Here is a 19,976-nt window from a genome sequence, read left to right as displayed (position 1 = left end):
CAATACGTTGTGCGGCATTTCCAAGGCGAATGACTCACCTATAACTTACCCAGTTTTGTGCGCAGGCGTTTAATGGCCTGGCTGTGCAGCTGGCTCACCCGTGACTCGCCCACCTCCAGCACGGCGCCAATCTCTTTGAGATTGAGCTCTTCCTGGTAATAGAGGGTTAACACCAGTTGCTCACGTTCAGGTAAAGCTTCAATCGCTTCCATCACGCGCTGGCGTAAATTCCCTTCCAGTAAGTGGTGTAACGGGTTTTCTTGCTGATGTTCATCCGTCACCAGCTCGATGCTATCGCCATGCTCTTCGCGCCACTCATCATAAGAGAAGAGTTGGCTGTTATTGGTATCGAGCAACATCTGGCGATACTCTTCAACAGGAATGTCCAGACGCTCCGCCACTTCGGTTTCCGTCGCGTTGCGCCCCAGTTCCTGTTCCAGCTGCCCCATCGCATGCGCCACTTCGCGCGCGTTGCGGCGAACGCTGCGCGGCACCCAGTCGCGGCTGCGCAGCTCGTCCAGCATCGCACCACGAATACGCTGCACTGCGTAAGTCGTAAATGCCGTTCCTTGCAGAGCGTCGTACCGGTCAACTGCATTCAATAACCCGATACCGCCCGCCTGTAGCAGATCGTCCAGTTCCACGCTCGCCGGCAAACGCACCTGGAGGCGCAATGCTTCGTGACGCACCAGCGGAACATAACGCTGCCACAGCGAGTGTTTATCCATTACACCTTCAGCGGTATAGAGTGAATTCACGATAAACAGCCCTGCGTTAGTTGAGTTATCGGCATGATTATCCGATTCTGGAGGGGTTTTAATCGGGTGAATAGTGGGTGAAATGAGGGGTTATTTGGGGGGTTACGCTTGTGCATGGATAGAAAAAACCCCGCCGAAGCGGGGTTTAAGCGTAATCAGGCGATTAGCCTTGCAGCAGAGACAGAACCTGCTGAGGAACCTGGTTAGCTTTGGACAGCACGGAGTTACCGGCCTGCTGAACGATCTGCGCTTTGGACATATTTGACACTTCGGTCGCATAGTCGGCGTCCTGAATACGGGACTGCGCTTCAGACAGGTTGGTGGTGGTGTTGTTCAGGTTGGTTACCGCAGAGCTCAGACGGTTCTGAACCGCACCCAGTGAAGAACGGAACTGGTCAACAGAAGCGATCGCTTCGTCCAGTTTAGCCAGTGGGTTAGATGAAGAACCTGTAGTCAGGTTTTTCAGGCTCAGGCTTGAAGTATCGATAGTGAAGGCTGCAGTATCACCACCAGCGGTGGTTACAGCAGCTTGTGGATCAAGAGCAATGAAATAATCTTTACCTTTTCCTGCTTCGCTTTCAAAACCATTTGCTTTCAGGTTGTTGACTTCAGCTGCATCAGTTGGAGTAATGGTTACTTTCGCAAACAGATTACCATTATCATCTTTGTAAACTGCATCACCTTTTAAAACGACACTTGTATCTGCAACACCAAGACGAGTCGCTAAATCTTTTGGAGTTTTTTCAACTACGGTTGCTTTGTCAACGCTAGTGGTAGCGCCATAATACGCTGTGAAATCGGCGTTAGCTACTGTACCTAAAGTTCCTTTTTCATCTTTAGGACCGTTAACGTTGAAGCTGTCCAGACCCAGAGTTTTGGAGTCAATTTTCTTCAGATCAATGGTGATGGTTTCGCCATCGTTAGCACCAACCTGAATATTCATTTTGCCGTCTTTTGCCAGGACGTTCACGCCGTTGAACTGAGTCTGGCCAGATACACGGTCAATTTCAGACAGACGGGATTTGATTTCGTCCTGGATTGAAGACAGGTCAGAATCAGAGTTGGTGCCAGTTTGAGACTGAACGGTCAGTTCACGGATACGCTGCAAGTTGTTGTTGATTTCAGACAGTGCGCCTTCAGTGGTCTGAGCAACAGAGATACCGTCGTTAGCGTTACGTGCAGCCTGAGTCAGGCCTTTGATGTTAGAGGTGAAGCGGTTAGCAATCGCCTGGCCCGCAGCGTCATCTTTCGCGCTGTTGATACGCAGACCAGAAGACAGACGCTCGATAGAAGAAGACAGAGCGGACTGGTTCTTGTTGATGTTGTTCTGAGTGATCAGCGAGAGGCTGTTGGTATTAATGTACTGTGCCATGATTTCGATTCCTGTTGTTCATCAAATCTGTTTGGTTAGATTTGGGTTTCCACCCTTCGGCTTCATCGCCGTCAAAGGTGTTATCGTCTGGTCCAAAACAACCTTTAGATTTTTTTTCAGGATCGCGTTAATTTTTTTAGCCACGGAAAAGCTCTTCTCTATTAGCGTTATTCCCGCCATTAAAAAAAAGAAATTAACCGTAAACTTTCCCCCATAAAGGCCGATAACCCCACTATTCGTTCTACGTGTCGATAGATTAAGGAATAAATATGGCAAGTATTTCATCATTGGGGATTGGATCGGGTCTTAAGTTAGCAGACATTCTGGATAGTCTGACTACGGCCGAAAAAGCGCAGCTGACGCCGATTTCCAAACAACAGTCATCTTATACCGCCAAGCTGAGCGCTTACGGCACGTTGAAGAGTTCACTGGAAGCCTTTCAGACTGCCAACACCGCGCTGAATAAAGCCGATCTGTTTACGGCGACCAGCACGTCGAGCAGCACCACGGCATTCAGCGCCACCACCACCGGCAGCGCGATTGCCGGTAAATACACCATCAGCGTGTCGCAGCTGGCGCAGGCGCAAACCCTGACGACCAAAAATGCGCAGCCGGACAGCAAAACGGCCATTGCCACGGCTGACAGCAAGATCACCTTTACCGCCGGTAACGGTAAAGATCCGGTGACCGTCGATATCAGCGCGGCAAACTCCTCGCTGACCGGCATTCGCGATGCGATTAACAAAGCTGACGCCGGCGTGACCGCCAGTATTATTAACGTCGGTAATGGTCAGTATCGTCTGTCCATCACCTCCACCGAAACCGGGGCGGACAACGCGGTCAGCATCAGCGTGAGCGGCGACAGCGCCCTGCAATCCTTTATGGGTTACAACGGCACCAGCACCGACGCCAGCAACGGCATGACGGAAAGCGTCACCGCGCAGAACGCGAAGCTGAAGGTGAATAACGTTGATATCGAAAACAGCAGCAACACCATCAGCGATGCGCTGGAAGATATCACCCTGAACCTGAACGATGTCACCACCGGTAACCAGACGCTGACGATCGCTAAAGATACGTCGAAAGCGGAAACGGCGATGAAAGCCTGGGTGGATGCCTACAACACCCTGCAAGATAGCTTCGCCTCACTGACAAAATACACGGCGGTAGATCCGGGTAAAGATGAGCAAGATACCAGCAACGGCGCCCTGCTCGGAGACACTACGCTGCGTACTATCCAGACGCAGCTGAAAACCATGCTGGGCAATACCGTCGGCGGAACCGCCTATAAAACGCTGTCTCAGGTCGGCATTACTTCAGATCCAAGTACGGGTAAGCTGGAGCTGGACAGCGACAAGCTGAAAAAAGCGCTGACGGATAACCCGTCTGCCGTGAAAGATTTGGTTGTGGGTGACGGTAAAACCACCGGGATCACTACCACCATGGCCACCCATCTGACTGACTGGCTTTCCAGTAAAGGCATTATCCAGGCGGCCAAAGATGGCGTCAGCAAAACGCTGAACAAGTTAACGGATCAATATAACGCCGTGAGCGAACGTATTGATGCAAGAGTGGCGCAGTACAAAGCCCAGTTTACCCAGCTGGACGTACTGATGACCTCGCTGAACAACACCAGCAGCTACCTGACGCAGCAGTTCGAAAATACGTCCAGCAACAAGTAGTAAACGCTAATCAGACCCGAGGGGGATAACATGTACGGCGCAAAAGGCACGCAGGCCTACGCAAAGATAGAAGTTGAAAGCGCGGTGATGAGCGCCAGCCAGCAGCAGCTGGTAATCATGCTATTTGATGGAGCCCTCAGCGCGCTAGTACGCGCGCGTCTGTTCCTGGCAGACGGTAATATTCCTGCTAAAGGGCTGGCGCTCTCAAAAGCCATCAACATTATCGAAAACGGGCTGAAGGTTGGCCTGGTGGAAAATAACGGTGATGAGCTTACGCAAAACCTGATTGCCCTTTATGCCTATATGGTACGTCGCCTCCTGCACGCCAACGTGAATAACGACGCCAGCGCCATCGAAGAGGTGGAAAACCTGCTGCGCAATATCGCTGACGGGTGGAAGGAGGTTGCCGGTACGCCACAACTGATGCAGGACGCCGTCTAATGAGTAACGCACCGCAACTTTATGCCCTTTATCAGCAACTCCTTGAGCAGAGCCAGTTGATGTTGCGACTGGCGCGGCAGGGACTATGGGATGATCTAATCATCTGTGAAACCGACTATGTTAATGCGGTGCACTCACTGGCTCGTCTCACTCAGGAAAGTGAACCTTCGATGCAGATTCAGGAGCAGCTTCGCCCGACGCTGCGGGTGATCCTGGACAACGAAGGCCAGGTAAAAACATTGCTGCAAGCCAGAATGGATGAGCTGGCGAAGCTGGTTGGGCAATCCTCCATCCAGAAAACCGTTCTCTCCACCTACGGTAACCAGGGCGGTCATGTCCTTGTTCCGCAAAGTAATAGCGATATTAATTAGCCATTTAACTGGCGGGCAAGCGTTAACCGTTTCGTTCGCCAGGCATTTCTGCCAAACCTGCTCCATACTTGAGTTTCGCGACCTCATGGAGATGGTGCATGCGCAACCCAACACTTTTACAATGTTTTCACTGGTACTACCCCACCGGCGGTGAATTGTGGCAAGAAGTCACGGCATTAGCCCCCAACCTGAACGAAATCGGCATCAATATGGTCTGGTTACCCCCGGCCTACAAAGGCGCATCCGGCGGCTATTCCGTCGGGTATGACTCTTATGACCTTTTCGACCTCGGTGAGTTTGACCAGAAAGGCAGCGTCGCCACCAAATACGGCGATAAAGCCCAGCTGCTGGAGGCCATCAACGCCTTAAAAAGCAACCAGATTGCGGTGCTTCTGGACGTGGTGGTCAACCATAAAATGGGGGCCGATGAAAAGGAACCCGTCCGCGTGCAGCGCGTGGATGCTCAGGATCGCACCCAAATCAGCGATGAGATCATCGAATGTGAAGCCTGGACGCGCTACACCTTCCCCGTTCGGGCCGGGCAGTATTCGCAGTTCATCTGGGATTACAAATGCTTTAGCGGTATCGACCACATTGAAAATCCCAGTGAGGACGGTATCTTCAAAATCGTTAACGACTACACCGGCGAAGGCTGGAACGATCAGGTCGACGACGAGATGGGCAATTTCGATTACCTGATGGGTGAAAATATTGATTTTCGCAACCACGCGGTGACGGAGGAGATCAAATACTGGGCGCGCTGGGTGATGGAGCAAACCCACTGCGACGGCTTCCGCCTGGACGCGGTAAAACACATTCCAGCATGGTTCTATAAAGAGTGGATTGAACACGTCCAGGAGGTGGCCCCGCAGCCTCTGTTTATTGTGGCGGAATACTGGTCTCACGAAGTGGATAAATTGCAGCAATACATCAATCAGGTGGACGGCAAAACCATGTTGTTTGACGCGCCGCTGCAAATGAAATTTCACGAAGCGTCACGCCAGGGACGCGACTACGATATGAGCCAGATTTTCACCGGTACGCTGGTGGAAGCCGATCCGTTCCATGCCGTAACGCTGGTGGCCAACCATGACACCCAGCCCTTGCAGGCGCTGGAAGCCCCGGTTGAAGCCTGGTTCAAACCGCTGGCCTACGCGCTCATCCTGCTGCGTGAAAACGGCGTGCCGAGCGTGTTCTACCCGGATCTTTTTGGCGCCAGCTATGACGACACTGGCGGGGATGGTGAGACGTATCACATTGATATGCCGGTGATTGAACAGCTCCACGAGCTGATCCTCGCCCGGCAGCGTTTTGCCCACGGCGTGCAAACCCTCTTTTTCGATCATCCAAACTGCATTGCGTTTAGCCGCAGCGGGACAGAGGAGCACCCGGGCTGTGTGGTGGTGCTGTCGAATGGTGATAACGGTGAGAAGACGATCTGCCTCGGCGAGAATTACGGCAATAAGACCTGGCGGGATTTTTTAGGCAACCGCGAGGAAACCGTGACCACGGCGGCGGATGGCGAAGGGACGTTCTTCTGTAACGGGGGAAGCGTCAGCGTCTGGGTGATTGAGGACGCGCTGTAGTACGGGATAGGTGCGGCCTGATGCCCTCACCCCGACCCTCTCCCACAGGGAGAGATATCCCCAGTAATTTGAAAGCAGAAGCAATAACGTTGCCTTCATAATAACTGAGGGCTTTCAGCGATGCCCTGGTCCGGCTGTAAATCGCCGAAGCGTTTCCGAAAGGCCGGGGCGAGGCGCAGGGAAGCGCCGAGAGGGCGTGGCCTGCATGGATGCAGGCTCATGCCCGTCCCGATAGCCTGAAGGAAAAAGCTGAGGGTACCGCGAAGCGGCGATTTTCCGCCGGGAGCCCGGGTCGCCAGGGTGGTGGCGACTGAGCCACCCTGGCACGTTCACCGCTCATGTCGCTACAGAGTAGCAAGGAACATAAAGTGAACGGAATGACCACCAGAGCCGTATGTTCCCCCTCACCCCAGCCCTCTCCCTCCAGGGAGAGGGGGCCGACGGTGAAGGCATTATTTTGTGGAGATCCCTCAGACCACGGGTAGAGGGCGCAAACTCCAAAACGGTTACGGAAGCTTACTCTCCAGCGGATTCTTGCTCAGGTAATCTGCGCATTCCACCGTTGGGCGGTCAACCTTGTACAGTTCCATGCCGTCATACTCCAGCGCCGCCCCATCACGATCGAGCGGATAGACGTCTCGTTTTTCGGTCACGTTATAATAATCATCTGAACGCAGCATGATCTTACCCGGCACCGCGATAACGCGCTGCCACTGACGGCAGTCCAGGGTATCACCCTCTGGCGTCACCACCAGCGTGGCAATCGCCTCCGGGCTCACCATCGCGCTCTGCGGCCCTTTCGACTGCCAGTAACCTGCCAGATGCGAAGGTGCCGGATGCTTAACCACTTCCTGATAGTTTTCGACCTGAACGCATCCCGCTAACGTCAGAATTGCAGCCACAATTGCTACTTTTTTCATCATCTTTCCTGCATGCGAAGAAAAAAATATTGTGGCATTAAAGCCATCAGGCTGCCAGCGTAAGATTGGAAGGTTTCACACCTGCATCGACATCACGTCCTGATACGCCGACACCAGCTTGTTACGCACCTGCAACCCCATCTGCAATGACACCGACGCTTTTTGCAGATCGGCCATCACATCGTTGAGCGCCACGCCGGGTTCACCGAGGGTAAATCTCTCAGCCTGGGTACGGGCCGCGTTTTGCTTATCGCTGATCCGGTCCAGCGCCGCATGCAGTTGACCGGCGAAGCTAATGCCCTGCGGCTGGTCAGTTACGCTCTGATTACGGGCGGTCATCGCCGTCGCCTGTAACTGACTGAGTACCCCTTCAATGCCCTGTATAGCCATGACTCTCCCCTGGATGGTTTTTTACGAGGTCAAGACTAACAGCTTGTCAATAAGATAATGGCGGTAAATAGCGTTAAAAAACCAGGTTATTTGACGCATAGAAAATCCCGATTCATCAAATAATGGCAGGGCCATCAGTATGGAACTTTTGTCGTGTTTGCCGACCCGGGAGTCAGTTTTGTTTCTCTACACGAATAACGTAAACCACCAGGATTTAAGAGGTGCGCAATGAGTGCGACAGCAGCATCGACAGCGCCGCAGAATAAATCACTCGAGTGGATGAACCGCCTTCGCGCCAACCCTAAGATCCCGTTGATTGTGGCAGGCGCTGCCGCCATTGCGATCGTTGTCGCGATGGTCTTATGGGCAAAAAGCCCGGACTACCGCACGCTCTACAGCAACCTTTCCGACCAGGATGGCGGTGCCATCGTCACCCAGTTGACCCAGATGAACATCCCGTATCGCTTTGCCGATAACGGCGGTGCGCTTGAAGTGCCGGCAGATAAAGTGCACGAGCTTCGCCTGCGTCTCGCCCAGCAGGGGCTGCCGAAAGGCGGCGCGGTTGGGTTTGAACTGCTGGATCAGGAAAAATTCGGCATCAGCCAGTTCAGCGAGCAGGTTAACTACCAGCGCGCGCTGGAAGGTGAGCTGGCCCGTACGATTGAAACCTTAGGCCCGGTGAAAAGTGCCCGCGTGCACCTGGCGATGCCTAAGCCGTCCCTGTTTGTCCGCGAACAAAAGTCCCCTTCTGCCTCTGTGACGGTTAACCTCGAACCCGGTCGTGCGCTGGATGAAGGCCAGATCAGCGCCGTCACGCACCTGGTCTCCAGTGCGGTAGCCGGTCTGCCGCCGGGTAACGTTACGCTGGTGGATCAGAGCGGTCACCTGCTGACGCAGTCCAACACCGCCGGGCGCGATCTCAACGACGCCCAGCTGAAATACGCCGCCGACGTGGAAGGCCGTCTCCAGCGTCGCATCGAAGCGATTCTGGGCCCGGTGGTGGGCAACAGCAACGTGCATGCGCAGGTCACCGCGCAGATTGATTTCTCGAATAAAGAACAGACCGAAGAGCAGTACGCCCCGAACGGGGATGCTTCTCGCGCCGTGTTACGCTCGCGTCAGATCAATGAGACGGAACAGGTCGGTGGCCAGTATCCTGGCGGTGTGCCGGGTGCGCTCTCTAACCAGCCTGCGCCTGCCAACGCCGCGCCAATCTCCACGCCGCCGGCCAACCCGCAGAACGGTCAGCAAACGAATCAGCAGACGACCTCGACCGCGAACAGTGCCGGCCCGCGTAACAGCAGCCGTAACGAAACGACCAACTACGAAGTCGACCGGACTATCCGCCATACCAAACTGAACACGGGCGATATTCAGCGTCTCTCTGTTGCCGTGGTGGTGAACTACAAAACGCTGCCGGACGGTAAACCGCTGCCGCTCACGGCAGAGCAGATGAAGCAGATCGAAGATTTGACCCGCGAAGCGATGGGCTTCTCTGAAAAACGTGGCGATACCCTCAACGTTGTGAACTCACCGTTCAACCCGGTGGATGAGACCGGTGGCGAACTGCCGTTCTGGCAACAGCAGGCGTTCTTCGATCAGCTGATGTCCGCAGGCCGCTGGCTGCTGGTGCTGATTGTCGCGTGGCTGCTGTGGCGTAAGGGTGTCCGTCCTCAGCTTCAGCGTCGCGCTGAAGCCGAAAAAGCTGCGCTGGAACAGAAGAACGCGCGTCCGGACGAGGAAGAAGCGGTTGAAGTTCGTCTCAGCAAAGATGAACAGATGCAGCAGCGTCGTGCTAACCAGCGTATGGGCGCAGAGGTGATGAGCCAGCGCATTCGCGAAATGTCAGATAACGATCCGCGCGTCGTCGCGCTGGTCATCCGCGGTTGGATGGGTAACGAACATGAGTAATACGCTTACAGGCACCGATAAGAGCGTCATCCTGCTGATGACCATTGGCGAAGATCGCGCGGCGGAGGTGTTTAAACACCTCTCTCAGCGAGAAGTGCAGATCCTCAGCGCGGCGATGGCCAACGTGCGCCAGATCTCCAACAAGCAGCTGACCGAAGTGCTGGCGGAGTTTGAGCAGGAAGCCGAGCAGTTTGCTGCGCTCAACGTCAACGCCAACGAATACCTGCGCTCCGTGCTGGTTAAGGCGCTGGGCGAAGAGCGCGCCGCCAGCCTGCTGGAAGATATTCTCGAAACGCGCGACACCGCCAGCGGGATCGAAACGCTCAACTTTATGGAGCCGCAAAGCGCCGCCGATCTTATTCGCGACGAGCACCCGCAGATTATCGCCACCATTCTGGTCCACCTCAAACGGGGCCAGGCGGCCGATATTCTGGCGCTGTTCGACGAGCGCCTGCGCCACGACGTGATGCTGCGTATCGCCACCTTCGGCGGCGTCCAGCCAGCCGCGCTGGCGGAGCTGACCGAAGTGCTGAACAACCTGCTCGACGGCCAGAACCTCAAGCGCAGCAAAATGGGCGGCGTGAGAACGGCAGCGGAAATCATCAACCTGATGAAAACGCAGCAGGAAGAGGCGGTTATTACGGCGGTGCGCGAGTTCGACGGCGAACTGGCGCAGAAAATTATCGACGAGATGTTCCTGTTCGAAAACCTGGTCGAAGTGGACGATCGCAGCATCCAGCGCCTGCTTCAGGAAGTGGATTCGGAGTCCCTGCTTATCGCCCTCAAAGGCGCCGAGCAGCCGCTGCGCGAGAAGTTCCTGCGCAACATGTCCCAGCGTGCGGCCGATATCCTGCGCGACGACCTGGCCAACCGTGGCCCGGTGCGTTTGTCTCAGGTGGAGAACGAACAGAAAGCGATCCTGCTTATTGTTCGTCGTCTGGCAGAAACCGGCGAGATGGTGATTGGCAGCGGAGACGACACCTATGTCTGATGAACTGTCGTGGAAGCGCTGGACGCCTGACGACCTCTCCCCTCCCACCGCAGAGTTCACCCCTGCCATAGTGTCGTCCGATGAGGGCGACGCCGGGGCGGGCGTGCCCGAGCTGAGTGAAGAGGAACAGCGCGCCCAGATGCTGGCCCAGATGCAAATGCAGGCGCACGAGCAGGGCTTCAACGCCGGGATGAACGAAGGCCGTCAGACCGGGCACGCACAGGGTTATCAGGAAGGGCTGGCGAAAGGTTTAGAGCAGGGCATTGAGCAGGCGCGCCAGCAGCAGGCGCCGCTGCATGCCCGCATGCAGCAGCTGGTGAGCGAGTTTCAGCACACGCTGGATGCGCTGGACAGCGTGATTGCCTCGCGCCTGATGCAGATGGCGCTGGAGGCGGCCCGTCAGGTGATCGGCCAGACGCCGGTCGTGGATAACGCCGCGCTGATTAAGCAAATCCAGGGGCTGCTCCAGCAGGAGCCGCTGTTCAGCGGCAAACCGCAGCTGCGCGTGCATCCTGATGATTTGCAGCGCGTGGAAGAGAGCCTCGGCGCGACGCTGAGCCTGCACGGCTGGCGGCTGCGCGGCGATCCGTCGCTCCATCACGGAGGCTGTAAGGTCTCGGCGGATGAGGGCGATCTGGATGCCAGCGTCGCGACCCGCTGGCAGGAACTGTGCCGCCTGGCGGCACCGGGAGTCGTCTGATGACCGCACGCCTTACGCGCTGGCTTAACACGCTCGATAATTTTGAAACGAAGATGGCGCAGCTGCCATCCGTTCGTCGTTATGGACGCCTGACGCGTGCCACCGGTCTGGTCCTGGAAGCCACGGGTCTGCAACTTCCGCTCGGCGCCACCTGCGTGATTGAGCGTCAGGACGGGAGTGAGACGCGTGAAGTGGAAAGTGAAGTGGTCGGGTTTAACGGCCAGCGACTGTTCCTCATGCCCCTTGAGGAAGTGGAAGGGATTTTGCCCGGCGCCCGCGTCTACGCGAAAAACATCAGCGGTGACGGCCTGCAAAGCGGCAAACAGCTCCCGCTCGGTCCGGCGCTGCTGGGGCGCGTGCTGGACGGGAGCGGCAAACCGCTCGATGGCCTGCCCTCCCCTGATACCACCGAAACCGGCGCGCTGATCACCCAACCCTTTAACCCACTGCAACGCACGCCAATCGAGCACGTACTGGATACCGGCGTGCGGCCAATTAACGCCCTGCTCACCGTGGGACGCGGCCAGCGTATGGGGCTGTTTGCCGGCTCCGGCGTGGGTAAATCGGTCCTGCTCGGCATGATGGCGCGTTATACCCAGGCGGACGTTATCGTCGTCGGCCTGATTGGTGAGCGTGGTCGCGAAGTCAAAGATTTCATCGAAAACATTCTTGGTGCGGAGGGTCGCGCCCGCTCGGTGGTGATCGCCGCCCCGGCGGACGTGTCGCCGCTGCTGCGTATGCAGGGTGCCGCCTACGCCACGCGTATCGCGGAAGATTTCCGCGACCGGGGCCAGCACGTGCTGCTGATTATGGACTCCCTGACCCGCTACGCGATGGCGCAGCGTGAGATTGCGCTGGCCATCGGCGAGCCGCCCGCGACCAAAGGTTACCCGCCGTCGGTCTTCGCCAAGCTCCCGGCGTTGGTTGAGCGTGCGGGGAACGGCATCAGCGGCGGAGGCTCCATCACCGCGTTCTATACGGTACTGACCGAAGGCGATGACCAGCAGGACCCGATTGCCGATTCTGCGCGCGCGATCCTCGACGGCCATATCGTGCTGTCGCGCCGTCTGGCCGAAGCCGGGCACTACCCGGCGATTGATATTGAAGCCTCGATCAGCCGTGCGATGACGGCCTTGATCACCGAACAACACTACGCGCGCGTGCGTAACTTCAAACAACTGCTCTCCAGCTTCCAGCGCAACCGCGATCTGGTAAGCGTCGGAGCGTACGCCAAAGGCAGCGATCCGATGCTCGATAAAGCGATTGCCCTCTGGCCGCAGCTGGAGGCATTTCTGCAACAGGGTATTTTTGAACGCGCCGACTGGGAAGATTCCCTCCAGGCACTGGAGCTGATTTTCCCGCAGGTGTAACACAGGTGGAGGGCGAAGGTCATGGCGCAGAACAGCGCGTTATCAACGCTGAAAGATCTGGCTGAAAAAGAAGTTGATGATGCCGCATTGCAACTTGGCGCAATGCGACGCGGGTGCCAGCAGGCTGAAGAACAGTTGAAGATGTTAATCGACTATCAGCATGAATATCGCACCAACCTTAACACCGACATGACGCAGGGCATTGGTAGCCAGCGCTGGATTAACTATCAGCAGTTTATCCAGACGCTGGAAAAGGCGATTGAGCAGCATCGCCAGCAGCTTAACCAGTGGACGCAAAAAGTCGATACCGCGCTGAATTTCTGGCGCGAGAAAAAACAGCGGTTGCAGGCCTGGCAAACCTTACAGGACCGGCAGATTGCAGCCTCGACCCTGGCGGAAAACCGTCTGGATCAGAAAAAAATGGATGAGTTTGCCCAGCGCGCATCAATGAGGAAACCAGAATGATCACACTGCAACAACTGCTGATGACCGACAGCGACCCGTCCGGCGGCACACTGACCGGAAAAGGCGCTGAGGGCGCGCAAGATTTTCTCTCTCTGCTGGCGGGCGCGCTGACCGAGACCACCGGCAAAGGCAAAGATGCTCCGCTGACGCTGGCCGATCTGAAAGCGGCGGGAAGCAAGCTGTCGACAGCGGCACAGGAAAAAAACGGTGATACCACGCTCCAGGCCAAAATCGCCGAGCTGCTCTCCCGCCAGGAGACCCTGACTGATGAAGATACCGCCGTCTCCCTGCAAAGCCTCGTCTCCGGCCTGAAACCCGCAGCGAATACGGATGCGCTGAAGGCGCTGACCCGGACGGACGCGAAAGCAAACAGCGAGACCACGACTGAAGAAGAGGAGCTGGCCGGGTTAAGCGCGCTGATGGCGATGTTACCACACCAGCAGACTACCACCCCAATGGCGACGCAGCCAGCAAGCACCGGGGAGGTCGCCCCTCGTGTCGCCCTCCCCTCTGCGCTAGCCCAGACGGACAACGGCCAGCATCAGCCGCTTAGCCATGCGTTAACGGGTCAGGAAAAAACGTCGGTTCAGGACAGCGACACGTCGCTGCCCGCCACGGCAGCCGTTACGCCAGCTGTTGCCGCCGTCGCGGAGAAGCAGGACGTAGTGAGCACGGCGTCGTCTGCCGTCAGCCCAACCGCGACGCTGGCCCCGATCGTTAGTCACCTGGCAACCCCCCAGTCTGCCGCTACCGTTGCGACCGCGCCGGTGTTAAGCCAGCCGCTGGGCACGCACGAATGGCAGCAGAATCTAAGCCAGCACATCACCCTGTTCACCAGACAGGGCCAACAGACCGCAGAGCTACGCCTGCACCCGGAAGATCTGGGTCAGGTGCAAATTTCGCTTAAGCTGGATGACAACCAGGCGCAGTTGCAGATGGTTTCGCCCCACAGCCACGTTCGTGCGGCGCTGGAAGCGGCCCTGCCGATCCTGCGCACGCAGCTTGCGGAAAACGGCATTCAGCTTTCCCAAAGCAGCGTCAGCAGCGAAGGCTTTGCCGGGCAGCAGCAATCTTCATCCGGGCAACAACAGCACGCTTCGCGTTCAGGCCAGCATGGCGGGTTTAACGAGGAGAGCGAAGAGTTATTGCCTGCCCCTGCCGCCCTGCAATCCGCCGCGCGCGGCAGCCGTGCCGTAGACATCTTTGCCTAAACGCCAGAGGTAACGTGATTATCCCCGTCTTTTCCACGCTTTGACCTAAGCCGGACACGGGATAATCACCGTATTAAGCTGTACCGAAACAGGAAGCTCGTATCAGATGACAGACTCCGCTATCACCAAAAAAAGCAAGCGTTCCATCTGGATCCCGCTGCTGGTGTTGATTACCCTCGCGGCCTGCGCCACCGCAGGCTACAGTTACTGGCGTATGCAGCAGGAACCCTCCAGCGCAGCCGCCAAAGCTGAAGCGCCGCCTCCACCGGCGCCGGTCTTCTACCCGCTGGATACATTCACCGTGAACCTCGGCGATGCGGATCGCGTGCTTTACGTGGGCATTACGCTGCGTCTGAAAGATGAAGCGACCCGTGCACGTCTGAACGACTACCTGCCAGAAGTGCGTAGCCGTCTGCTGCTGCTGTTTTCTCGTCAGGATGCCTCCGCGCTCGCCACAGATGTGGGCAAGCAAAAGCTGGTCGATGCGATCAAACAGACGCTGGCGACCCCGCTGGTCAACGGCCAACCTAAGCAGGAAGTCACTGACGTTCTGTATACAGCCTTCATTCTGCGGTAACGACATGGGCGACAGTATTCTTTCTCAGGCAGAAATCGATGCGCTGCTCAATGGCGACAGCGATAAGAGTGACGATCCGAAGCCGGGTCTGACCGGCGACGATAATATTCGTCCCTACGATCCCAATACCCAGCGTCGCGTGGTGCGCGAGCGTTTACAGGCGCTGGAGATCATCAATGAACGTTTCGCACGTCAGTTCCGAATGGGGCTGTTTAACCTGCTGCGTCGTAGCCCGGATATCACCGTCGGTGCGATCCGCATTCAGCCGTATCATGAGTTTGCCCGCAACCTGCCGGTGCCAACCAACCTTAACCTGATCCATCTGAAACCGCTGCGTGGTACCGGCCTGGTGGTGTTCTCGCCAAGCCTGGTGTTCATCGCGGTGGATAACCTGTTCGGTGGCGATGGCCGTTTCCCGACCAAAGTGGAAGGCCGCGAGTTTACCCATACCGAACAGCGCGTTATCAACCGCATGCTGAAGCTGGCGCTGGAATCCTACAGCGACGCGTGGAAAGCGATTAACCCGCTGGAAGTGGAGTACGTCCGTTCCGAGATGCAGGTGAAGTTTACCAACATCACCACTTCACCGAATGACATCGTGGTGAACACCCCGTTCCACGTCGAAATCGGCAACCTGACGGGCGAGTTCAACATCTGCCTGCCGTTCAGCATGATTGAACCGCTGCGCGAACTGCTGGTGAACCCGCCGCTGGAGAACTCACGCCATGAAGATCAGAACTGGCGTGAGAACCTGGTGCGCCAGGTTCAGCACTCGCAGCTGGAGCTGGTGGCTAACTTTGCCGACATCTCCATGCGGTTATCGCAGATCCTGAAATTACAACCCGGCGACGTTTTGCCGATAGATAAACCCGACCGCATTATTGCCCATGTGGATGGCGTACCCGTGCTGACAAGCCAGTACGGCACAATTAACGGCCAGTATGCGTTACGCGTTGAGCACTTGATCAACCCGATTTTGAATTCGCTGAATGAGGAACAGCCCAAATGAGTGACATGAACAATCCGTCCGATGAAAACAGCGGAGCACTGGACGATCTGTGGGCTGACGCGTTAAACGAGCAAAAAACGACGCCGACGAAAAGCGCGGCAGACGCGGTCTTCCAGCAGTTAGGCGGCGGCGACGTCAGCGGGACGTTACAGGACATCGACCTGATTATGGACATTCCGGTCAAGCTGACCGTTGAGCTGGGCCGCACCCGCATGACTATTAAAGAGCTGCTGCGCCTGACGCAGGGTTCCGTTGTAGCCCTGGACGGTTTAGCGGGTGAGCCACTGGATATTCTGATCAACGGCTACCTGATTGCACAGGGCGAAGTAGTGGTGGTGGCCGATAAATACGGCGTACGTATCACCGACATCATTACCCCTTCCGAACGTATGCGTCGCCTGAGCCGTTAAGTATGAAAACCCAGGCAACACTGTCCGCGCCCTCCGCCGTACCCGGCTCCCCGCTGCTTCAGGTGAGCGGCGCGCTGTTCGGTATTATTGCCTTTATCCTTATCGCTGCCTGGCTGGCAAAGCGTTTCGGTCTGGCAGGGAAAACGGCCGGCACGCGCGGACTGAAGGTCAGCGCCAGCACCACACTCGGCCCACGCGAGCGCGTGGTCATTGTGGAAGTGGAAGATGCGCGACTGGTGCTGGGCGTGACCGCCTCCAGCATTAACGTTCTTCACACGCTGCCCCCTGCGCCTGTCACGGTGGAGGCTAACGCCCAGGCCCCTGCGGATTTTCAGTCCGTTATGAAGAGTTTGCTCAAGCGTTCCGGGAGATCCTGATGCGCCGTTTGTTATTGCTTACGCTGGCAGGTCTGGGCCTGTTCGCGCCTTCTGTGTATGCGCAGCTGCCGGGGCTGGTTTCCACGCCGCTGGCGAACGGGGGACAAAGCTGGTCCCTCTCCGTGCAGACGCTGGTGTTCATCACCTCACTGACCTTTATCCCGGCGATCCTGCTGATGATGACCAGTTTCACCCGCATCATCATTGTGTTTGGTCTGCTGCGAAATGCGCTCGGCACGCCGTCCGCGCCGCCCAATCAGGTGCTGCTGGGTTTAGCCCTGTTCCTGACCTTTTTCATTATGTCGCCGGTGATCGACAAGATTTACACCGAGGCGTACCAGCCGTTCAGCGAAGATAAAATTTCCATGCAGGTTGCCCTGGAAAAGGGGGCTCAGCCATTACGTGAATTTATGCTTCGCCAGACGCGCGAAGCGGATTTGGCCCTGTTTGCCCGTCTCGCTAACACGGGCGAGTTACAGGGACCGGAAGCGGTGCCGATGCGCATTCTGCTGCCAGCGTATGTGACCAGTGAACTGAAAACGGCGTTCCAGATTGGCTTCACCATTTTCATTCCGTTCCTGATTATTGACCTGGTGATCGCCAGCGTCCTGATGGCGCTCGGGATGATGATGGTCCCGCCCGCAACCATTGCCCTGCCCTTTAAGATCATGCTGTTCGTGCTGGTCGACGGCTGGCAGCTGCTGGTCAGCTCGCTGGCGCAGAGTTTCTACAGTTGAGGAGCGCGCAATGACGCCTGAGTCGGTCATGATGATGGGCACGGAAGCGATGAAAGTCGCGATTGCCGTCGCCGCGCCCCTGCTTCTGGTTGCGCTGGTAACCGGTCTGATTATCAGTATTCTTCAGGCCGCCACGCAGATTAACGAAATGACCCTGTCGTTCATCCCGAAGATCATCGCCGTCTTCGTGGCGATTATCGTTGCCGGGCCCTGGATGCTCAATTTGCTGCTGGACTACATGCGCAACCTGTTCACCAATCTGCCTTACATCATCGGCTGACGGACGATGCTGCAATTCACCAGCGATCAGTTTGTTCAGTGGCTCGGGATCTATTTCTGGCCGATGCTGCGCATCATGGCGCTGATCTCCACCGCCCCCATACTCAGTGAAAAGTCGGTGCCTAAACGCATCAAAATTGGGTTGGGCATGGTTATCACCATTATCGTTGCCCCTTCCCTGCCGGCGGTGGATATTCCGATTTTTTCCCCGAATGCGATCTGGATTGCCCTGCAACAGGTGATGATTGGCGTGGCGGTCGGATTTACGATGCAGCTCGCCTTCGCCGCGGTACGAACGGCGGGCGAACTGATCGGTTTGCAGATGGGTCTGTCTTTCGCGACGTTCGTTGACCCGGGCAGCCATCTGAATATGCCCGTGCTGGCGCGTATTATCGACCTGCTGGCGATGCTGTTGTTTCTCTCGTTCAACGGCCACCTGTGGCTCATCTCTATGCTGGTGGACACCTTCCACACGCTGCCGATTGGCGACAACCCGGTGAACAGTAACGCTTTTCTGGCGCTGGTGCGGGCTGCCGGGCTGATCTTCCTCAACGGGCTGATGCTGGCGCTGCCTGTCATAACCCTGTTGCTCACCGTTAACCTCGCATTGGGTTTACTCAACCGAATGGCCCCGCAGCTGTCGGTATTCGTCATCGGCTTTCCGGTGACGTTGACGGTTGGCCTTTTATTAATGTCATTATTGATGCCACTTATCGCCCCCTTCTGCGAGCATTTATTCAGCGAGATATTCAATCTCTTAGCGGATATTGTCAGCGAACTTCCACGCAAATAATAACCCGCAGTGTTTGCAATGTCTTTCTGAGGATATTCCTAAAAATAATCTTGAAAAACATCTACCAGGATATATCTGACGCGGTTTAAATGTTTCTAACCACCTCACAATACTTAATATTTACTTTACTTTAAGATGATTCCTGGCAAATTATACGTAACTTTACGGGATAGTGAGTTCGCCTGAAAGTCTTTGTCATGCTCACAGGTTTTATTAGATTTTTTCCATCCCGTATGGCTGTTTATGAGCTCTCAGGCAGGTGGTGAATTATCGTTACGCATTGAGTGAGGGTATGCCATGTCAACGATCATTATGGATTTATGCAGCTACACCCGGCTAGGGTTAACCGGGTACTTAGCAAGCAGAGGGGTAAGAAAGAGAGACATCAACGATGCACACACCGTTGAAGAACTCGCAGCCGCTTGTGAGACTCACAAGCCCGGCGTGGTGTTTATTAATGAGGACTGTTTCATTCACGACCCCGCTAACAGTCAGCACATTAAGCAGATCATTAATCAGCATCCCAGAACCCTGTTTATTGTTTTTATGGCGATCGCCAATATTCATTTCGATGAGTATTTGTTGGTGCGTAAAAACTTATTAATCAGTTCGAAATCGATTAAACCAGAGTCGCTTGATGACATTCTGGGCGATTATTTGAATAAAGAAGTTAAGAATGTAGGGGCGGTTAACTTACCCACTCTATCATTAAGCAGAACTGAATCAAGTATGCTAAGAATGTGGATGGCTGGACAAGGGACAATTCAGATCTCAGACCAGATGAATATCAAGGCAAAAACAGTATCGTCACACAAAGGAAATATTAAAAGGAAAATTAAAACGCATAATAAGCAAGTGATATACCATGTCGTACGCCTGACAGATAATGTGACGAATGGGATTTTCGTTAATATGCGCTAATTTGCACGGCCATGTTGTACCCTACCTTGATCTCTGGCCTGGCCAGAGATTTTGCTTTTCAGCAGCCGGGCCGGGGAGAAGACGCCCCCGACGCCGACCTATTCCGCCGTTTCCACAAAGATCCCATCCGGGTGCCCCAGTTCGTTGAAGAACCAGATGCCGAGCGGGTAATCTTCCAGCGACACCAGATACATTGTGCCTTCATTAAACTCTTCTATTGCCAGCACCACGCCCGGGCGGCGCGGCCCACCGTCCGTTTTGACGGTTACCCGATCGTTGACCTTCATACATTCCTCCTGTGGTTTTGAGCCAGTGTAGAACAAATTACCCTGGCTGGCATCGCCGCCTGACGCGAATGGCGTTTTTGTGTGCGGTCTATACTTAGCTGTTGAGACGGTTAAATGAGGAGCCCGCCATGAAGACTGACAAAGAGTACAGCGACACCATTAAGCGTGAGGTGGAAGTGGATGTCGATGCCCTGCTTGCCGCCATTAATGAAATCAGTGAGTCCGAAGTTCATCGCGCGGAGGATAATTCAGACCGTGTCGTGGTCAATGGTCGTGATTACCATACCTACCGTGAACTGGCTGAAGCATTCGAGCTGGATATCCATGACTTTAGCGTCTCGGAAACGAACCGCTAAGGCGAAAAAAATCCCGGTCATGGGGATGACCGGGATCAAACTTGCTTATGCAAGAAGCACTT

General features: G+C 55.8%; 23 protein-coding genes and 1 pseudogene. 19 read left to right on the top strand and 5 right to left on the bottom strand.

Annotated features, from left to right (window positions below; all coding sequences use genetic code 11):
• Positions 1-38: 38 nt before the first annotated feature.
• Together ACOT0L_RS01205 and ACOT0L_RS01200 are read right to left on the bottom strand one after the other, a co-directional pair.
• A complete protein-coding gene (locus tag ACOT0L_RS01205; protein WP_126503778.1) occupies positions 39-758 on the bottom strand; it encodes an RNA polymerase sigma factor FliA in 720 nt (239 codons plus the stop codon).
• Between the two features lie 163 nt (positions 759-921).
• Positions 922-2,130, bottom strand: coding sequence for a FliC/FljB family flagellin (locus ACOT0L_RS01200; RefSeq protein WP_045622421.1), 1,209 nt, complete (start codon positions 2,128-2,130; stop codon positions 922-924).
• Positions 2,131-2,399: 269 nt separating this feature from the next.
• Here ACOT0L_RS01200 and fliD point away from each other — a divergent pair, with 269 nt between their 5' ends.
• From fliD to amyA, 4 genes are all read left to right on the top strand, one after another.
• The gene (gene fliD / locus ACOT0L_RS01195) at positions 2,400-3,812 is read left to right on the top strand and encodes a flagellar filament capping protein FliD (protein WP_045622420.1); all 1,413 of its coding nucleotides are present in this window, start codon (positions 2,400-2,402) and stop codon (positions 3,810-3,812) included.
• A gap of 30 nt (positions 3,813-3,842) precedes the next feature.
• On the top strand, positions 3,843-4,253 hold the full coding sequence (fliS, locus tag ACOT0L_RS01190) for a flagellar export chaperone FliS (protein ID WP_003859616.1): 411 nt from the start codon (positions 3,843-3,845) through the stop codon (positions 4,251-4,253).
• Positions 4,253-4,624, top strand: a complete 372-nt coding sequence (fliT, locus tag ACOT0L_RS01185; RefSeq protein WP_006811148.1) for a flagella biosynthesis regulatory protein FliT — start codon at positions 4,253-4,255, stop codon at positions 4,622-4,624. Before fliS ends, fliT begins: the two co-directional genes overlap by 1 nt.
• Before the next feature lie 98 nt (positions 4,625-4,722).
• Entirely contained in the window at positions 4,723-6,210 is a 1,488-nt protein-coding gene (amyA, locus tag ACOT0L_RS01180) for an alpha-amylase (RefSeq protein WP_023306517.1), read from the top strand.
• Between the two features lie 506 nt (positions 6,211-6,716).
• Here amyA and yedD read toward each other — a convergent pair.
• On the bottom strand, positions 6,717-7,130 hold the full coding sequence (gene yedD, locus ACOT0L_RS01175) for a lipoprotein YedD (RefSeq protein WP_063146292.1): 414 nt from the start codon (positions 7,128-7,130) through the stop codon (positions 6,717-6,719).
• Between the two features lie 75 nt (positions 7,131-7,205).
• Positions 7,206-7,520, bottom strand: coding sequence for a flagellar hook-basal body complex protein FliE (gene fliE / locus ACOT0L_RS01170; RefSeq protein WP_022648548.1), 315 nt, complete (start codon positions 7,518-7,520; stop codon positions 7,206-7,208).
• Between the two features lie 228 nt (positions 7,521-7,748).
• On the opposite strand from fliE, the gene fliF reads away from it, so the two are divergent.
• The 14 genes and pseudogenes from fliF to rcsA all read left to right on the top strand — a co-directional run bounded on the left by fliF (position 7,749) and on the right by rcsA (position 19,271).
• Complete coding sequence (gene fliF / locus ACOT0L_RS01165) at positions 7,749-9,431, top strand: flagellar basal-body MS-ring/collar protein FliF (protein ID WP_022648549.1); 1,683 nt, start codon at positions 7,749-7,751, stop codon at positions 9,429-9,431.
• Positions 9,424-10,422 carry a flagellar motor switch protein FliG gene (gene fliG / locus ACOT0L_RS01160; RefSeq protein WP_003859608.1) on the top strand — a complete coding sequence of 333 codons (999 nt, stop codon included), beginning with the start codon at positions 9,424-9,426 and terminating at the stop codon, positions 10,420-10,422. The genes fliF and fliG overlap by 8 nt, the downstream gene beginning before the upstream one ends.
• Complete coding sequence (gene fliH / locus ACOT0L_RS01155) at positions 10,415-11,122, top strand: flagellar assembly protein FliH (RefSeq protein ID WP_022648550.1); 708 nt, start codon at positions 10,415-10,417, stop codon at positions 11,120-11,122. The genes fliG and fliH overlap by 8 nt, the downstream gene beginning before the upstream one ends.
• On the top strand, positions 11,122-12,492 hold the full coding sequence (gene fliI / locus ACOT0L_RS01150; RefSeq protein ID WP_032624018.1) for a flagellar protein export ATPase FliI: 1,371 nt from the start codon (positions 11,122-11,124) through the stop codon (positions 12,490-12,492). Before fliH ends, fliI begins: the two co-directional genes overlap by 1 nt.
• Positions 12,493-12,513: 21 nt before the next feature.
• On the top strand, positions 12,514-12,957 hold the full coding sequence (gene fliJ / locus ACOT0L_RS01145; RefSeq protein WP_006811155.1) for a flagellar export protein FliJ: 444 nt from the start codon (positions 12,514-12,516) through the stop codon (positions 12,955-12,957).
• Positions 12,954-14,168 (top strand): flagellar hook length control protein FliK, encoded by a 1,215-nt coding sequence (gene fliK / locus ACOT0L_RS01140; protein ID WP_126503780.1) that lies wholly within the window; start codon positions 12,954-12,956, stop codon positions 14,166-14,168. Before fliJ ends, fliK begins: the two co-directional genes overlap by 4 nt.
• 106 nt (positions 14,169-14,274) lie before the next feature.
• Entirely contained in the window at positions 14,275-14,745 is a 471-nt protein-coding gene (fliL, locus tag ACOT0L_RS01135; protein WP_003859598.1) for a flagellar basal body-associated protein FliL, read from the top strand.
• A 4-nt stretch (positions 14,746-14,749) separates the two neighbouring features.
• Positions 14,750-15,754: a flagellar motor switch protein FliM gene (fliM, locus tag ACOT0L_RS01130; RefSeq protein ID WP_006811158.1), complete on the top strand. Its 1,005-nt coding sequence runs from the start codon at positions 14,750-14,752 to the stop codon at positions 15,752-15,754.
• Complete coding sequence (gene fliN, locus ACOT0L_RS01125; protein WP_003859592.1) at positions 15,751-16,164, top strand: flagellar motor switch protein FliN; 414 nt, start codon at positions 15,751-15,753, stop codon at positions 16,162-16,164. Before fliM ends, fliN begins: the two co-directional genes overlap by 4 nt.
• 2 nt (positions 16,165-16,166) lie before the next feature.
• Positions 16,167-16,541, top strand: a complete 375-nt coding sequence (fliO, locus tag ACOT0L_RS01120; RefSeq protein WP_022648553.1) for a flagellar biosynthetic protein FliO — start codon at positions 16,167-16,169, stop codon at positions 16,539-16,541.
• A complete protein-coding gene (gene fliP / locus ACOT0L_RS01115) occupies positions 16,541-17,278 on the top strand; it encodes a flagellar type III secretion system pore protein FliP (protein ID WP_022648554.1) in 738 nt (245 codons plus the stop codon). Before fliO ends, fliP begins: the two co-directional genes overlap by 1 nt.
• A gap of 10 nt (positions 17,279-17,288) precedes the next feature.
• Positions 17,289-17,558: a flagellar biosynthesis protein FliQ gene (gene fliQ / locus ACOT0L_RS01110; protein WP_003859587.1), complete on the top strand. Its 270-nt coding sequence runs from the start codon at positions 17,289-17,291 to the stop codon at positions 17,556-17,558.
• Positions 17,559-17,564: 6 nt separating this feature from the next.
• Positions 17,565-18,357, top strand: a pseudogene (gene fliR / locus ACOT0L_RS01105) (flagellar biosynthetic protein FliR); the annotation flags it as partial.
• Positions 18,358-18,647: 290 nt separating this feature from the next.
• Positions 18,648-19,271 carry a transcriptional regulator RcsA gene (gene rcsA / locus ACOT0L_RS01100; protein ID WP_022648556.1) on the top strand — a complete coding sequence of 208 codons (624 nt, stop codon included), beginning with the start codon at positions 18,648-18,650 and terminating at the stop codon, positions 19,269-19,271.
• A 98-nt stretch (positions 19,272-19,369) separates the two neighbouring features.
• Here rcsA and dsrB read toward each other — a convergent pair whose 3' ends face one another.
• Entirely contained in the window at positions 19,370-19,558 is a 189-nt protein-coding gene (gene dsrB / locus ACOT0L_RS01095) for a protein DsrB (protein ID WP_003859583.1), read from the bottom strand.
• A gap of 128 nt (positions 19,559-19,686) precedes the next feature.
• Here dsrB and yodD point away from each other — a divergent pair, with 128 nt between their 5' ends.
• Positions 19,687-19,914: a YodD family peroxide/acid resistance protein gene (gene yodD, locus ACOT0L_RS01090; protein ID WP_017383339.1), complete on the top strand. Its 228-nt coding sequence runs from the start codon at positions 19,687-19,689 to the stop codon at positions 19,912-19,914.
• The last annotated feature ends 62 nt before the right edge of the window (positions 19,915-19,976 follow it).

Source organism: Enterobacter cloacae complex sp. XAL002 (genome assembly GCF_049236805.1).
GTDB classification, from domain to species: Bacteria; Pseudomonadota; Gammaproteobacteria; order Enterobacterales; family Enterobacteriaceae; genus Enterobacter; species Enterobacter intestinihominis.
The sequence above is the reverse complement of the archived record's forward strand: the minus strand, read 5'-3'. Positions and strand labels throughout refer to the sequence as shown.

Bases quoted from the DNA above. Each gene is read 5' to 3' on its own strand.
- fliP (WP_022648554.1), top strand. From the start codon at position 16,541: ATGCGCCGTTTGTTATTGCTTACGCTGGCAGGTCTGGGCCTGTTCGCG.
- fliE (WP_022648548.1), bottom strand. From the start codon at position 7,520: ATGGCTATACAGGGCATTGAAGGGGTACTCAGTCAGTTACAGGCGACG.
- fliT (WP_006811148.1), top strand. From the start codon at position 4,253: ATGAGTAACGCACCGCAACTTTATGCCCTTTATCAGCAACTCCTTGAG.
- fliM (WP_006811158.1), top strand. From the start codon at position 14,750: ATGGGCGACAGTATTCTTTCTCAGGCAGAAATCGATGCGCTGCTCAAT.
- fliO (WP_022648553.1), top strand. From the start codon at position 16,167: ATGAAAACCCAGGCAACACTGTCCGCGCCCTCCGCCGTACCCGGCTCC.
- fliF (WP_022648549.1), top strand. From the start codon at position 7,749: ATGAGTGCGACAGCAGCATCGACAGCGCCGCAGAATAAATCACTCGAG.
- fliK (WP_126503780.1), top strand. From the start codon at position 12,954: ATGATCACACTGCAACAACTGCTGATGACCGACAGCGACCCGTCCGGC.
- fliG (WP_003859608.1), top strand. From the start codon at position 9,424: ATGAGTAATACGCTTACAGGCACCGATAAGAGCGTCATCCTGCTGATG.
- yodD (WP_017383339.1), top strand. From the start codon at position 19,687: ATGAAGACTGACAAAGAGTACAGCGACACCATTAAGCGTGAGGTGGAA.
- fliS (WP_003859616.1), top strand. From the start codon at position 3,843: ATGTACGGCGCAAAAGGCACGCAGGCCTACGCAAAGATAGAAGTTGAA.
- dsrB (WP_003859583.1), bottom strand. From the start codon at position 19,558: ATGAAGGTCAACGATCGGGTAACCGTCAAAACGGACGGTGGGCCGCGC.
- fliH (WP_022648550.1), top strand. From the start codon at position 10,415: ATGTCTGATGAACTGTCGTGGAAGCGCTGGACGCCTGACGACCTCTCC.
- fliJ (WP_006811155.1), top strand. From the start codon at position 12,514: ATGGCGCAGAACAGCGCGTTATCAACGCTGAAAGATCTGGCTGAAAAA.
- fliL (WP_003859598.1), top strand. From the start codon at position 14,275: ATGACAGACTCCGCTATCACCAAAAAAAGCAAGCGTTCCATCTGGATC.
- fliD (WP_045622420.1), top strand. From the start codon at position 2,400: ATGGCAAGTATTTCATCATTGGGGATTGGATCGGGTCTTAAGTTAGCA.
- fliQ (WP_003859587.1), top strand. From the start codon at position 17,289: ATGACGCCTGAGTCGGTCATGATGATGGGCACGGAAGCGATGAAAGTC.
- yedD (WP_063146292.1), bottom strand. From the start codon at position 7,130: ATGAAAAAAGTAGCAATTGTGGCTGCAATTCTGACGTTAGCGGGATGC.
- fliN (WP_003859592.1), top strand. From the start codon at position 15,751: ATGAGTGACATGAACAATCCGTCCGATGAAAACAGCGGAGCACTGGAC.
- rcsA (WP_022648556.1), top strand. From the start codon at position 18,648: ATGTCAACGATCATTATGGATTTATGCAGCTACACCCGGCTAGGGTTA.
- ACOT0L_RS01200 (WP_045622421.1), bottom strand. From the start codon at position 2,130: ATGGCACAGTACATTAATACCAACAGCCTCTCGCTGATCACTCAGAAC.
- amyA (WP_023306517.1), top strand. From the start codon at position 4,723: ATGCGCAACCCAACACTTTTACAATGTTTTCACTGGTACTACCCCACC.
- fliI (WP_032624018.1), top strand. From the start codon at position 11,122: ATGACCGCACGCCTTACGCGCTGGCTTAACACGCTCGATAATTTTGAA.